Below are 14,691 nucleotides of genomic sequence, written 5' to 3' on the forward strand. Positions count from 1 at the left end.
CTTATAATTCTATCAGAACACTTTATAGCACTAGAGTAACCAAACTCTAAATCACTACAAAAATCTTTATCAACATAACCATTTGGAAAGTGGGTATCAGCAGTTGGTATATATAACACAAAAGGAGAATCTTTTTTATAACTACTTAAAACCTTTTTTGCAATATCAAATATATTAGAATCTGCTATTCCCCAAAAGCCCTCTTTAGTCTCATAATTCTTACTTAAATCAAAAATATCAAAATAATTAATTTTATGTTCTCCAAAAAAATATTTTGAACCAGCAAAATTTGAATCATAGCCTAATAAAGCTAATTGATAATAGCCTATATTGTTTAATATGTCGCTAATGCAAATAGCATTAGTTAGAAATTTTTTTGGTGATACTTGAGGAGGCATATTTAGTGGTATTCCACATAAATAGCCAGTAGTCCCTGCAATAGTCCAATTTGTATTGTTGGTTTGAATTATCCCACCAAATGAATTGTTATTACTAAAATTAATATTTTTTATTGCTAAGTTGTAGAGATTTGGAATAAGGTTATTTATTTTCTCCACTTCTTTAGAATTTAGTATAGAATCATTCATAGATGCAAATGAAGTTTCTAAGGATTCTGCTAGGATTATTATTAGATTATTAGTGTTTTTGCTAGGCTCTATTGTAGGAATAATGTAATTTTGTTCATAAAAATTAGAGTATTTTTTTGGCTTTAAGAATTTATAAATATTTAAATCATTTATCACATAAAAACTATACAAAAAAATTAAAGCAATAGAAAATTTATGCAATATTTTGTATCTTCTATAAAATTTAAAACTTAAGTTAAATATCTTAATTAAAATTAAAAACAATAGTGCTATTGTAATCATTAGCAATAATGTTTTTAAAATATATACAATTCCAAAATCATCATTAAATATAAATGATTTAAAATACAATCCTATTATTTTAATATTAATTAATCCAATAATAGTCGTATTTTGCATATTTGATATTGGTTTTAGGTATTGAAACTCTAAAGAAAATATTAATAATATAATGATAAAAATAGATATTATAAATAATGTTAGCTTTGGATTTTTTAAATAAAATATTGCTACTAAAAAGCTAGGGAGTGTAGCTTGCAAAATATAGCTATATATAAATATTTTATTCACCCCAACAAGTGGATATTTAATGTGAAAAATCACAGCATCTATATTTATATCGTTACTATAATTGTTGGTTATCCATAAAAAACTAGAAATTAAAAGACATATTAAAAATACACTAATAAAAATTATACTTGTTTTTATAATTCTCAATTTCATATTAAACTTTCTTTTTGTGTTTTTATTTTGCACAAATTTTACAATTAATATTTCTCTTTACATCTATTTTTCTAAAATTCATTGATTTTAAATCAATACTAAGAAGTTTGTTTGTAAGCAAATCTCCTATATTTAAGATATATTTTATAGCTTCACTTGCTTGAATACAGCCCAAAACTCCCGGCACTACCCCAAAAAGCCCAGCTTTAAAAAAAGAATCCATTTCTTTTGGTGGAGGAGCTTCAAATGCACAAGTAAGACAAGAGCTGGTTTTTGGTATAATTGTCATTGCATTTCCACAAAACTTATAAATCCCAGCGTGAGAGTAAGGCTTATTATTAGTAATACAAGCTTGATTTATCAAAAATTTTGCTTCAAAATTATCGGTTGCATCAATTATAAAATCATATTTTTTTATAAAATCAGATATATTATTTGTATTAATTTTATCATAATGCAAGTTAATCTTAGTTCTATCATTTATTTTGCTTAATTTTTCTCTAGCAGAATCCACTTTGAATTTATCAAGATTATCCATATTGTGAAGAATCTGTCTTTGAAGATTGCTTAAATCAACCTTATCAAAATCCAAAATTCCAATCTCTCCAATTCCAGCAGCAGTTAGATATAGTGCATTTGGAGAACCAAGTCCTCCTGCGCCAATTATAAGAATTGAGGCATTAAACAACTTTTCTTGTCCATCCTCTCCAACATCATCTAACATTAAGTGTCTAATATAGCGGAATCTGTCACTTTCATTTAACATAAAATTACCTCATATATAAATGTAGATTTTTTTGTTCATTTTTTATTGTAGTGCTTTTTCCATGTCCTGGATAAAGCATCATATCATACTGTATTTGAGCAAATTTTTCTAAGGATTTTTGCATATCTTTTGTGTTTGAATATGGAAAATCACTTCTCCCAATACTTCTATAAAATATAAAATCTCCACTAAAAATATATTCTCCTATCTTTATCATAGAGCATCCCGGAGTATGACCGGGAAAAAACATATATTCTACTTTTATTTTGTCTTTGTTTTTCTTAATATCTTTGTTAGATTCTATATTTATTTTTCCATTATCGCTTTTGCTAAAATAAAATATTTCATCATTTTCTACATAAAAATCAGGTTTGCAAGTGGTTAGCCCTAAGTTGAAACAATCACTCTCTAACATAAAAGCATCTTCTTTTGGGCAAAAAATAGGGATATTAAATATATCTTTTAGTTCTTTATTACACCAAATATGATCATAGTGTCCGTGAGTATTTAAAATACAAATTGCTTTATTTGTATTTTCATTTATCCAAGTTGTAGATTCTACGCCCGGGTCTATTATAAAATCTCCTATTTTTGTTTTTAAAATATAGCAATTTGTTTGATAGTCTCCAAAAGCTTTGCTTAATAACTCCATATCCAACCTTTTTTTAAATTTTATCAAAACATAATTCTAAATTAATTTTGATAAAATGACAAACTTTGATAATTAATTAGAGGGTTTTATATGAAACAATATAGTCCTACACATAGATTTTATAGCTTTAAAGATGATTTTAGAGAGCCATTTGCAAGAGATAGAGATAGAATTATACATTGCAGCTCTTTTAGAAGATTAGAATATAAAACACAAGTCTTTTTAAACATTGAGGGTGATTATTTTAGAACTAGACTAACTCATAGTATTGAGGTTAGTCAAATTGCTAGGGCTATTGCTAAACATTGTGATTTATGCGAGGATTTAGCTGAAGCAATAGCACTTGCTCATGATTTAGGGCATTCTCCATTTGGGCATTCTGGTGGTGATGAATTAGATAGGATTTTAAAAGAATCTGGATTTAAAAATGGATTTGAGCATAATTTTCAATCCTTTCGTGTGATTAGCGAGTTAGAAAAAAGATATAAAGATTTTAATGGGCTTAATTTAACTTTTGCTACATTAGAGGGTGTATTGAAGCATTCAACACCATATAAAAAGCCATTTTTTAGTAAAAATTTAAATGATGCTTTTAGCATAGAGTTAAGTCCAATGTTGGAGGCAATGGTTGTTGATTTAAGTGATGAGATAGCATATATTAGCCATGATATAGATGATGGTATAAAGCATAAATTAATTGAATTTGAAATGTTAGAAGAAAATGAGATTGTAAGATTACTTTTTGAAAATATCGCAAAAGAAGGCATTGATAGAAGAGATAAAATTTTTAAATATCGCTTTGTTTCATCTCTAATTTGTCTGTTAATAGAAGATGTTATAAAAAATTATAAAACTAATAAAGAAATAAAATATAGTCCAAATATTGCAAATAGCCTATCAAAGTTAAAGCAGCTTTTATTTAAAAATTTATATCGCCACGAGGAAATAAAGAGGAAAATGTCCTTTGGAAAGCTATGTATTAGAAGCTTGTTTGATGATTTTATGAATGATAGGGGATTATTGCCAAGAGAATTAAAAGATAAGATAGATGCAGGATTTAAACATCATCGTATAGTTAGTGATTATATTGCATCAATGACAGATAGATTTGCAATTAAACTTTACAAGGAGTTACATATTGGATAATTTAGAAAAATTAGATAAAGAATACATATTAAATACTTATTCTAGGGATTATACACATTTTGTTTATGGTAATGGCTCTAGAATCTATACAAATAATAATATTGAATATATAGATTTTACCTCCGGAATTGGAGTTAATTCACTAGGGCATAATAATAAAAAATTAATCAATGCTATCAATACTCAAGCATCAAAATTGATACATTTATCAAATCTATTTTTAATAGAATCTCAAGTTAAGTTAGCAAAGAAAATGGTTGATTTGAGTTTATATAAAATGAAAGTATTTTTTTGTAATTCTGGGCTAGAGGCTAATGAATGTGCTATAAAAATTGCAAGAAAATATGGCAAAAATTCTTCTCGCTTTAAAATTATTACATTAAAAAATAGCTTTCATGGAAGGAGCATAGCTACCCTTAAAGCTTGCGGGCAAGATAAGATGCATAAGCATTTTTCTCCATTTCCAGATGGGTTTTTATATGCTAGTAATGTTAGCGAGGCAATAAAAATAGCAAAGAATGACAAAGAAGTTGTTGGAATACTCTTAGAGTTAATTCAAGGTGAGGGCGGAGTTTATGCTATTCCAAAAGATTCTATATTAGAATTAGAGCAATTTTGTAGGCAAAATGATGTGTTATTAATGATTGATGAGGTTCAAAGTGGTATTTATAGAAGTGGAGAGTTTCTAGCCTCAAATTTATATAATATTAGCCCTGATGTAATTAGCATTGCAAAAGGTCTTGCAGGAGGGATTCCTATTGGTGCTACTATGACAAATAAAGTTGATATTTTTTCTCCAAGTGACCACGGAAGTACATTTGGAGGAAATCCTCTTTCTACAAGTGCCGCTATTTGCGTATTAGATACCCTAGAATCCTATAAAAAAAGCAATAAATTAAAAGAAAATATTGATATTTTTAATGATAAATTAGAATATATCGCTAATAAATATGATTTTATCAAAGAAGTAAGTGGTATTGGATTTATGAGAGGTTTAAAGATAATTAATGATGAGACTTTATCAAAAATCATTAATAAAGCTAGAGATAATCACCTATTATTGCTTAAATCTGGTAATTCAACGCTTAGGTTTCTACCTGCTATAAATATTACAAAAGATGAAATATATGAAGGTTTTTATAGGCTTTCAAAGGCATTAGATAGTCTAAAATAATGATTATTTTTTCAGAGTATTTTAAAAGTTGGGTTAGTTCTTATTATAAAAATGCCAAAATTGGTAAAAATGGAGATTTCTATACATCAGTTACTTCTAGTAAATTTTTTGGTGGTTCTATTGCAAATTATATTTTAAAAAATTTAGAAAATGGAAATCTTAAATTACCACTAAAAATTATTGATATTGGTGGAAATAATCTAAATTTATTAAATGATATTTATGAGTTTTTAAATGCTATAAGTGTTAATGTAGTAGAAAATTGTGAGTTTATATTAGTAGAATCTAATCATTTAGTAGAATCTAGCTTAAAAATTAGAGTTGTTAGAGGGTTGGAAAATATAATTAATGATTCTAATATATTTTTTATTGCAAATGAACTATTTGATGCTTTGCCTTGTGAGCTGTTTGATAATAACAAAATGGCTTTTATAGAAAATAATGAAATTATTTTTAAGAGTGCTAATATAGATATTATAAATTTAGCTAGTAGCTTTGGGATTAAAAAGGGTGAGATTCCACTAAGTTATTTTAAATTTTGCAAAATATTAGAATCTTTTAAATTTATTTTTTTAGTTTGTGATTATGGTAGCGAAATAAATAGAAATGATTTTAGTCTTAGAATCTTTCATAAACACCAAATTATAAATCCATTTAATAAAAAACTTGATATGTTTTTTGGTAAAAGTGATATTACATATAATGTTCCATTCTTATTTTTAGATAAGGCTTTTATTGATATTGGCTCTAAAAAAGTTTTATATAAAAGGCAGGATTTAGCATTAGTTGAGGATTTTGGGATATTAGATTTATGTCAAAGCTTTTATGACAGTAGCCATATTTCAGAGCATATTTACATAAGAGAGAGTAATAAAATTAAAATTTTACTAAATGAGCTTAGTGCAAAATTTAAAATAGCAATTTATAGTAACTTTTTATAATAAATTTCATATAATGCAAATTTTGTTTTTAAATATTTTTAAATTATTAGGGGGATAAATGGGAGATAGTATTAATAGACGAGACTTTCTTGGTATGAGTCTAGGTGCCATAACAACAGTTGGAGTTGTAGGGTCATTAGTTGCTATGAAAAAAACTTGGGACCCGCTTCCTAGTGTGGTATCAGGAGGTTTTACAACAGTTGATATTTCACAGCTTAAAATAGGGGAATTAAAAACTTTTGAATGGAGAGGTCAGCCTGTTTATGTCATTAAAAAAAGTGCAGATGTTCCTAAGGTAGATGGAAGAGATTTTGAACTTAATGGCGAGATTTATAGCGTAGGTTTGCAGGTTTGCACTCACCTAGGTTGTATTCCTCAATATCATTCAGAAAAAAAGCAATTTGTTTGTGCTTGCCACGGAGGTGTCTTTAATGATTCTGGTGTAAATATGTCTGGACCACCACCAAAACCTATGCAAATACCACCTTTTAATATCGATGGAACAAAGTTAGTGCTTGGTGAAGAAGGTGAAATATACAAGCAATTAATAAAAGCATAAAGGAGATGGAATGGCAGAGATAAAAAAAGCTGATGGCTTTATAGATTGGTTAGACCAACGTCTAGCAGTAAGAAAACTTACAAAAGTATTAATGACAGAATATTGGATTCCAAAAAATATTAATTTTCTTTGGGCTATGGGAGTTGTTTTGACAGTTCTTTTTAGCGTATTGGTAGTATCTGGAATCTTTTTGTTGATGTATTATAAGCCAGATACAAAACTTGCTTTTGATAGTGTAAATTTTACTATAATGAGTGAGGTTGAGTATGGTTGGCTTTGGAGGCATGCACATGCAGTTAGTGCATCATTAATTTTTTTGATTATATATATTCATATGTTAGTTGCAATTTATTATGGTTCATATAAAAGAGGCAGGGAAATGATATGGATAACAGGAATGATACTTTTTGTATTATTTTCTGCAGAAGCTTTTAGTGGATATATGCTACCTTGGGGGCAAATGAGCTATTGGGCTGCAAAAGTTATTACAGATTTATTTGGCAAAGTCCCATTTATTGGACCTGATTTAGTTGTATGGATAAGAGGTAATTTTATACCAGCTGATGCTACTTTAACAAGATTTTTTATGCTGCATGTGTTTTTACTACCTCTTGCTATTATGCTTTTGATAGTTACTCATTTTTATTCACTAAGAATTCCTCATGTAAATAATCAAGATGGGGAAGAGTTAGATTTTGATAAAGAGGTTGAAAAGTATAAAAATGGAAATAAGAAAGATTCTAAAGTAGTTGCATTTTGGCCAGATTTCTTATCAAAGGATATATTTGTAATTTGCACATTTATGATACTTTTTGTTTATTTGATATGTTTTAATTATAACTTTGCAATGGACCCTATTAACTTTGATCCAGCAGATACTTTGAAAACACCAGCACATATTTATCCAGAATGGTATTTCTTATGGAGTTATGAGATTTTAAGAGGTTTTTATATGAGTGAAACTCTAGGATTAATATTTTTTGGTTTTGCACAAGTTATTTTATTTGCATTACCATTTTTGGATAGAAGCCCTGTTGTTGCTCCAGCACATAAAAGACCCTTATTTTTTATATGGTTTTTTGTCTTAATAGCTGATTTAATTGTTCTAACTATATTTGGAAAATTACCTCCAGAGGGCATAAATAATTATGTAGGATTTATAGCGGCTATCGTATTTATACTTTTAATTATAATGCTACCTATTATAACAATGATTGAGAGAAAATCGAATGGAGGTGTAAAATGAGTGCTTTAAGAGAGCTTAAAATTTTAGCCTTTGTTATTATTGTAGTTGGGATATTATATTGGGGGGTAGAGCCATTAGCTCACTCTGTATTTCACCCACATACCACTCCAGCAGATTTTAAATTTAGCGACTTAGAAAAGTTGCCAACAGAAGGCAGTGTTGAAAATGGAAAAACATTAGCTACTACTTTTTGTGTTTCTTGTCATAGTATAGAAAAAGAAGGTTTTCCTATGATGATGTCAAAAGAAGATGCAATCGTGGCTTATGGAGTTATTCCACCTGATTTATCAAATATTGGTGCTTTATATGATGGGAATTTTTTAGCAAATCTTATTAAAGATCCTGTAAAAACTCTTAAATTAGGTCATAAGTTTGGCAATGATAAGTTTTTTCCTATGCCACCCTCTCCACTTAGTGATAAAGAATTGGGTGATATAGTTGCATATTTTAAAAGTATAGGAGAGAAGAATTTACAGGCACAGGTATTAGAATCTAGTGAATATAAATCTAAGGTTGAAGCTTTTCAAAAAAATAATAATGAAGCAAAATTAAACGCATTAAAAGAGCATATTACCAATAAAGAAGTATTTATTAGTGCTTGCAATAGATGTCATAGTGTAAAATATGACAATGTATTCTCTCTTACTCCTTCAGACAACATTGCGGCATATATGGGAGCAAAAGCACCTGATTTATCTATGATGATAAGGAGTAGAGGAGAGGATAATTTACAAAAATTTATTAATGACCCACAAAAAATTCTATCTAATGCAGCTATGCCACGCATTGGTTTAAATGAAGTTAGCCAAGATAGAGTAATTAAATACTTAGAAAATATTGGTGATAGCAAGAAAGATGAAAGAATATTTGTTGGTAAAATTTTAATTGGCTTTATGATTATAATGGCTATATTTGCTTATCTATGGAAAAGAAAAATTTGGAGAGATTTGCACTAAATTTATAAATAACAATAAAAGGTAAATAATAAAAGATTAAAAACCTTTTATTATTTAGTATATTTTGTCATATTTGCAAAATACAATAAATCTTTTACATTTTTTACTTCATTAGGTAGATTTAAAATACTGTTTTCAAAAACTTTCAAAGCAATTATACAATCAGCATAAGCACGATGTCTTGTTGGATAGTTTATATCTAATACTTTATTTAAGTGTTCAAGCCCATATTTTTCTGATGCTATCGTTTTTCTAGCAAGATTTAATGTGCATAATTTTAGGTTTTTCATAGGTGGAATGGAATTCAATATAAGCTTTTCGTTTATAAAGTTAAAATCAAAGTTTATATTATGTGCCATAAATATAGAATCTTTTAAAAATAACTTAAATCTTTCTAATACATTTTTAATATTAGGTGCATTTATTGTTTCATTAGTTGTTATACCTGTAATTTCTGTAATTTTTGGTGGTATATTTTTAGCATTAATGTAGCTTTCAAATCTATCAATAATATTTCCATTTATATATTTTATTGCTCCAATTTCAATTATGTCATCATTATTTGGAGAGAATCCTGTGGTTTCTATATCAATAATGCAAAAAATTTGACTAAAAATATCTTGCTTAACATTTAAAGCTATATTAGAATGTTTTATTATAAGTGGGATTCCAAATGATATAGCCATTTCAAAATTTATCTCAAAATCAAGATTATTATCTAATATTTCTAAAAATTCATTTTTTCCAATAAAGTCTTTTTTTAATAAAATATCTATTAAATTATCATAATTTTTATAAATATCTAAAGAATCTTGTTTTTTTGCTAAAGTCATTATCTAAGAGAATCTATTGCTTTTTGATAGTTTTTAGAGCTAAAGATATAATTTCCTGATACTACTATATCAATGAAAGCTTTTTTTACTATATTAATATTTTTATTATTAATGCCTCCATCAATTTCTAATAAGCAATTTGGGTTTTTATCATTAATCATTTTTTTTACAATATAGGCTTTTTGTAAAACATTTGGTATAAAGCTCTGTCCTCCAAATCCAGGATTTACAGACATTAAAAGCACTAAATCTACATATTCGATTATGTATTCAATGGATTGTGGTGGAGTATGTGGGTTTAACACGATTCCTGCTTTTATATTGTGACTTTGAATTAAGTTAATCATTCTATTTATATGGATTTCTTCTTCGATATGAATGCTTAAAAATTCAGGTTTAATATCTAAAAACATATTTATAAAAAATTCTGTATTTTTTACCATTAGATGAATATCAAGTGGCTTTTTACTTTGCTTTGCAATGGATTCTACAATCCCTTTCCCAAAAGTCATATTTGGCACAAAATATCCATCCATTATATCAATGTGTAAATAGTTACAATCTGTATTGTTTAGCTTATCTATTTCTTCACTGAGTTTGCCAAAATCAGCTGAAAGCATACTTGGAGCAATTAACATAACTAACCTTAAATAATAAATTTAACATCTTAATAATAGTAAAAAAAACCTAAAATACATATTTTAAAGCTATAATTACGTAATTTAATTTTTTATATTTAAGGAAGCTTTAATGAGCCCACTTTTAGAAGTAACAAATCTTAGTAAAAATTTTAGTACTATAAATGCCTTAAATAATGTATCGTTTAATATTAACAGTGGAGAGGTAGTAGGACTTCTTGGTCCAAATGGTTCAGGAAAAACTACACTAATAAAGATTATTGTTGGTTTGATTAATAATTATGAAGGTGAGGTTATATTGCTTGGAGATAAAATTAACATAGAATCTAAAGCAAAAATAGCATATCTCCCTGATGTAAATTTTATAACAGATTCTTGGAGTGTAAATAAATGTATTGGTTATTTTGTGGATTTTTTTGATGATTTTGATAAACATAAGGCAATATCTCTTTTAAAAGATTGTAATATTTCGCTAGATTATAAATTTAAGTCTTTATCTAAAGGGACTAAAGAAAAATTACAATTAATTCTAATTCTAAGTAGAAAAGCAGAATTGTATATCTTTGATGAGCCTATTGCTGGGGTTGATCCTGTGGCTAGAGATATAATATTTAATCTTATACTAGAAAATTACAGCAAAGATGCTAGTATTATCATTTCAACTCATTTAATATTTAGCGTTCAAAATATTCTCTCATCTGCAATTTTCCTAAAATATGGTGAAATAATTGCTAATGATAGTATTGTAAATTTAAAAAATAGATTTAATAATGATAATTTAGAAGAGATTTTTAAGGAGTTGTTTTGAGGTTTTTAAAAGTATTAAAATATGAATTTTTAGAATATTTTTTTCCTGTATTGGTTATTAATGGAATATTATTTGTATTGATTTTTAGCCTAAAGTATATTGGGTATAATAGCTATTTTGATACAAGCTCTAGTGTAATAAAAATATTTACTGTAATTATGATGTTTATTACTTTACTTGGTGTTTTTTGCTATATTATTTTTTTAGGAATTATTATATTAAAATCACTTTATTCAAGATTATTTTCAAGTGAAGGATATTTAACACTTAGCATTCCTGTAAGTATAGATTACATACTTTGCTCTAAAATTATTGTTAGCACAACTTGGGTTTTATTAAGCATAGTAATTACTACTCTTTGGTTGTATTCTTTTGTGGATACAAGATTCTTCTTTATGTTAAAAGATATAAGTTCTTTTTATCTATTGTGGAAAACATTTATTTCAATAATTAATAATATTTGTCTTATTTTTTTAATTTTGGCAATTCTTAATACAGGAAAAATTGTTAGATTTAAAACAATTACTGGTATCTTATTGTTTTTTATGATTTTATTTGTTTCTTCTATTGCATCTTTAAGTATTAAGTATTTAGCATTTGGTAGAATATGGGATTTTAATGCTACTACTACGGAATTATTTTTACATGACCTTATTGATTTATTCATAACTATTATTTATTATATTATTGCTAGATATTTGATAAAAAACAAGTTGGAGGTTTAAATATGCTAGATTCTATATTTTCTTCTATAAAAAAAGCCGCAATTGAAGTTAATAGTCTTCTTGGTAAATGTAATTTTACATATTTAAATAGCACAAATAGCACAGGAGATAAGCAACTTCAGATTGATGTTTTATCAAATAATATATTTAAAGATGTTTTGCTTGAGCTAGATTCAGTTAAAGGAATTTGTAGTGAAGAAGAAAATGAGATAATTTATAAAAAGGATTGTAGAAGTGGGTTTTATATTGTTGCATTTGACCCTCTTGATGGTTCTTCTATTGTAGATTCTAACTTTAGCGTTGGGAGTATATTTGGAATCTATAATAATGAATTAAGTGCTAAAAATTTAATAGCTAGTGGATATGTATTATATGGTGTTAGACTAGAAATAGTAATTGCTCAAAGTGATGTAAATCATTATGTTTATGATGGTGTAGAGTGGAGGTTTATAGGAAATCTTGTATTAAATCAAAAAGGCAATTTAAATGCACCGGGAGGCACACAAAAAAGTTGGCTTACAAATCATAAAATTTTAATAGAATCCTTATTTTTAGAGGGGTATCGCTTGAGATATTCTGGTGGAATGGTTCCAGATTTACATAACATATTAGTAAAAGGTGGTGGGTTATTTAGCTACCCTAGCACTAATGATGCTCCAAATGGCAAGCTTAGAGCCTTGTTTGAGGTATTTCCATTTGCATTTATATTTGAGAAGGCTTATGGAGAAGCAATTGATGGTAAAAATAGATTATTAGATTTAGAAATAGATTCTCTTCATCAGAGTTTGCCCTGCTTTTTTGGAAGTAAATATGAGATTGAGAGAGTAAAATTAGCTTATAAATAGAGGTTTTATGCAAAGTAATTTTAAAGAAGAGCTTGATATTAAAATAGATGAATTAAAATCCTGTCAAACTAATAATAATGTAGATTCTTGTTTGAAATGCTCTAAGGTTATTGGTTGTGAGATTAGAAATTCTTATGTAGAAAGTGTTTATAATAGTATGAATGGCGGGAATAGTGGATTTTTTAACTTTGAGACAGAATAAAGGATAATAATGACAAAATATATTACAACACCTATTTATTATGTGAATGATATTCCACATATCGGACATGCCTATACTACAATATTGGTAGATATGTTTAAAAAGTATCAAGAGTTAAAGGGTAATTCTTGTATTCTTTTAACAGGGACAGATGAGCATGGGCAAAAAATTGAGAATTCTGCAAAAATGAAAAATAAATCTCCACAAGAATATGCAGATAGTATAAGTTTTAAATTTCGTTCCCTTTGGGATAGCTTTAATATCTCTTATGATTATTTTATTCGTACAACAGATAGTTATCATAATATTGGGGTTAAAAAAGCTTTTGAGGTAATGTTTAGTAATGGTGATATTTATAAAGATTATTATGAAGGGAATTATTGTGTTAGTTGTGAGACATTTTTTACCAAAAGGCAATTATTAGATAATTTATTATGTCCTGATTGTGGCAAAGAGACTACTGCTTTAAGAGAAGAGAGTTACTTTTTTAGATTAAGTAAGTATCAAGATAAATTACTTGAGTGGTATAAACAAGATGTTATTTTCCCATTACATAAGAAAAATGAGGTTATTAGATTTGTTGAGAGTGGATTGAGTGATTTATCAATTACTCGTAGCACATTTAAGTGGGGTATTGAGTTACCAAAATCTATAAATGATAATAAACATATTATTTATGTTTGGCTAGATGCCTTGCTTAGCTATATTACACCATTAGGTTTTGGTAATAATAAAGAAAATAAAATGAAGCTTTTTGATGATGCTACACATTTTGTTGGAAAGGATATTTTGCGATTTCACGCAGTTTATTGGCCTGCATTTTTATTTAGCTTAAACCTTCCATTACCAAAGAAAATTTATGCACACGGATGGTGGCTTATAGATGGAGCAAAGATGAGCAAGAGCGTTGGTAATGTGGTAAATCCTAAAGAAATAGCAGATACTTATGGATTAGAAACTATGCGATATTTTTTAATTAGTGAGGTTTCTTTTGGACAAGATGGGGATTTTAGCATTAAGGCATTGACTAAAAGGGCTAATTCTGAGTTAAGTGATAAATTAGGAAATTTGTTAAATAGATTGCTTGGAATGAGTGAGAAATATTTTAATTTTAATATAGAATCTAGTGATTTTAGTTTGTTTGAAAATGAGATTGATAATGTTAATAATATTATCAATTCTTTAGATTCTTATATGGAAAATATGATGCCAAATAAATATTTAGAAGAACTTTGGAGTATATTTGATATAGCAAATATAACCATCACAAAACATTCTCCTTGGGAGATGATTAAGAATAACAAGAAAGATGTATCCTCTTTACTTGTATTTATTGCAAATATTTTAGCAAAAGGGGCTTTAATGGTTTATCCTATCTTACCGCAAAGCTCTATTAAGATTATGGAATCCTTGGGTATTAATGAGAGTTTTTATAAAGATATAATAAAGGAATCTAAAATGATTAAAAAATTTACTTTAACAAAGATTCCACCACTTTTCCCAAAGCTTGAGGTAAAAGAGGAGCAATTAAATAAAACTAAAGAAATTAAAGACAAACAAGTTAAAGAAGAGGTTAATTTAAGGCAATTTGATAAGTTAGATATTCGTATTGGTAAAATCTTAAGTGCAAAAAAAGTAAAAGATTCTACAAAACTCTTAGTATTTAGTATAGATTTTGGTGAGTTTGGAGTAAGGCAGATTGTATCTGGGATTGCTAATTTCTATAAAGAATCTGATTTGGTTGGTATAAATGTTTGTGCTATTATCAACTTAAAGCCAAGTAAAATTAGAGGTATAATAAGTGAAGGTATGCTTCTAACAGCAGAGGATAGCGATGGAAATCTTGAGCTTTTAAGATTAAATATTAAGCACGGAAGTAAGGTTTGCTAA

16 protein-coding genes are annotated in these 14,691 nt (G+C 27.4%); 11 read left to right on the forward strand and 5 right to left on the reverse strand.

Annotation, left to right across the window (positions count from 1 at the left end; genetic code table 11):
• The 3 genes from CQA44_RS08295 to CQA44_RS08305 form a co-directional block, all read right to left on the reverse strand.
• Nucleotides 1-1,310: sulfatase-like hydrolase/transferase (locus CQA44_RS08295; protein WP_147289769.1), on the reverse strand; the 1,310-nt coding region annotated here is incomplete at its 3' end.
• A 22-nt stretch (nt 1,311-1,332) separates the two neighbouring features.
• Complete coding sequence (locus CQA44_RS08300; protein ID WP_115546799.1) at nt 1,333-2,076, reverse strand: HesA/MoeB/ThiF family protein; 744 nt, start codon at nt 2,074-2,076, stop codon at nt 1,333-1,335.
• A gap of 4 nt (nt 2,077-2,080) precedes the next feature.
• Nucleotides 2,081-2,728 carry an MBL fold metallo-hydrolase gene (locus tag CQA44_RS08305; RefSeq protein WP_115546800.1) on the reverse strand — a complete coding sequence of 216 codons (648 nt, stop codon included), beginning with the start codon at nt 2,726-2,728 and terminating at the stop codon, nt 2,081-2,083.
• Nucleotides 2,729-2,818: 90 nt separating this feature from the next.
• Here CQA44_RS08305 and dgt point away from each other — a divergent pair, with 90 nt between their 5' ends.
• From dgt to CQA44_RS08335, 6 genes are read left to right on the forward strand one after another with little or no spacing between them, the layout of a single operon-like run.
• Nucleotides 2,819-3,874, forward strand: coding sequence for a dGTP triphosphohydrolase (gene dgt / locus CQA44_RS08310; RefSeq protein ID WP_115546801.1), 1,056 nt, complete (start codon nt 2,819-2,821; stop codon nt 3,872-3,874).
• Entirely contained in the window at nt 3,867-5,048 is a 1,182-nt protein-coding gene (locus tag CQA44_RS08315) for an aspartate aminotransferase family protein (RefSeq protein WP_115546802.1), read from the forward strand. The genes dgt and CQA44_RS08315 overlap by 8 nt, the downstream gene beginning before the upstream one ends.
• Nucleotides 5,048-5,989 carry an SAM-dependent methyltransferase gene (locus CQA44_RS08320; protein WP_115546803.1) on the forward strand — a complete coding sequence of 314 codons (942 nt, stop codon included), beginning with the start codon at nt 5,048-5,050 and terminating at the stop codon, nt 5,987-5,989. The genes CQA44_RS08315 and CQA44_RS08320 overlap by 1 nt, the downstream gene beginning before the upstream one ends.
• Nucleotides 5,990-6,047: 58 nt before the next feature.
• On the forward strand, nt 6,048-6,548 hold the full coding sequence (gene petA / locus CQA44_RS08325) for a ubiquinol-cytochrome c reductase iron-sulfur subunit (RefSeq protein ID WP_115546804.1): 501 nt from the start codon (nt 6,048-6,050) through the stop codon (nt 6,546-6,548).
• 10 nt (nt 6,549-6,558) lie between these two features.
• On the forward strand, nt 6,559-7,794 hold the full coding sequence (locus CQA44_RS08330; protein WP_115546805.1) for a cytochrome bc complex cytochrome b subunit: 1,236 nt from the start codon (nt 6,559-6,561) through the stop codon (nt 7,792-7,794).
• A complete protein-coding gene (locus CQA44_RS08335) occupies nt 7,791-8,750 on the forward strand; it encodes a c-type cytochrome (RefSeq protein WP_115546806.1) in 960 nt (319 codons plus the stop codon). The genes CQA44_RS08330 and CQA44_RS08335 overlap by 4 nt, the downstream gene beginning before the upstream one ends.
• Before the next feature lie 50 nt (nt 8,751-8,800).
• On the opposite strand, the gene CQA44_RS08340 is transcribed toward CQA44_RS08335, so the two are convergent.
• Nucleotides 8,801-9,583: a 3'-5' exonuclease gene (locus tag CQA44_RS08340; protein WP_115546807.1), complete on the reverse strand. Its 783-nt coding sequence runs from the start codon at nt 9,581-9,583 to the stop codon at nt 8,801-8,803.
• On the reverse strand, nt 9,583-10,221 hold the full coding sequence (gene rpe / locus CQA44_RS08345; protein ID WP_115546808.1) for a ribulose-phosphate 3-epimerase: 639 nt from the start codon (nt 10,219-10,221) through the stop codon (nt 9,583-9,585). Before rpe ends, CQA44_RS08340 begins: the two co-directional genes overlap by 1 nt.
• Before the next feature lie 112 nt (nt 10,222-10,333).
• On the opposite strand from rpe, the gene CQA44_RS08350 reads away from it, so the two are divergent.
• From CQA44_RS08350 to metG, 5 genes are read left to right on the forward strand one after another with little or no spacing between them, the layout of a single operon-like run.
• Nucleotides 10,334-11,029 carry an ABC transporter ATP-binding protein gene (locus CQA44_RS08350; protein ID WP_115546809.1) on the forward strand — a complete coding sequence of 232 codons (696 nt, stop codon included), beginning with the start codon at nt 10,334-10,336 and terminating at the stop codon, nt 11,027-11,029.
• Nucleotides 11,026-11,754 (forward strand): hypothetical protein, encoded by a 729-nt coding sequence (locus CQA44_RS08355; RefSeq protein WP_115546810.1) that lies wholly within the window; start codon nt 11,026-11,028, stop codon nt 11,752-11,754. Before CQA44_RS08350 ends, CQA44_RS08355 begins: the two co-directional genes overlap by 4 nt.
• 2 nt (nt 11,755-11,756) lie before the next feature.
• Nucleotides 11,757-12,599: a class 1 fructose-bisphosphatase gene (locus tag CQA44_RS08360; RefSeq protein ID WP_115546811.1), complete on the forward strand. Its 843-nt coding sequence runs from the start codon at nt 11,757-11,759 to the stop codon at nt 12,597-12,599.
• Nucleotides 12,600-12,606: 7 nt separating this feature from the next.
• The gene (locus tag CQA44_RS08365) at nt 12,607-12,801 is read left to right on the forward strand and encodes a hypothetical protein (protein WP_115546812.1); all 195 of its coding nucleotides are present in this window, start codon (nt 12,607-12,609) and stop codon (nt 12,799-12,801) included.
• A 9-nt stretch (nt 12,802-12,810) separates the two neighbouring features.
• A complete protein-coding gene (metG, locus tag CQA44_RS08370) occupies nt 12,811-14,691 on the forward strand; it encodes a methionine--tRNA ligase (RefSeq protein ID WP_115546813.1) in 1,881 nt (626 codons plus the stop codon).

It is taken from the genome of Helicobacter sp. MIT 14-3879 (genome assembly GCF_003364125.1).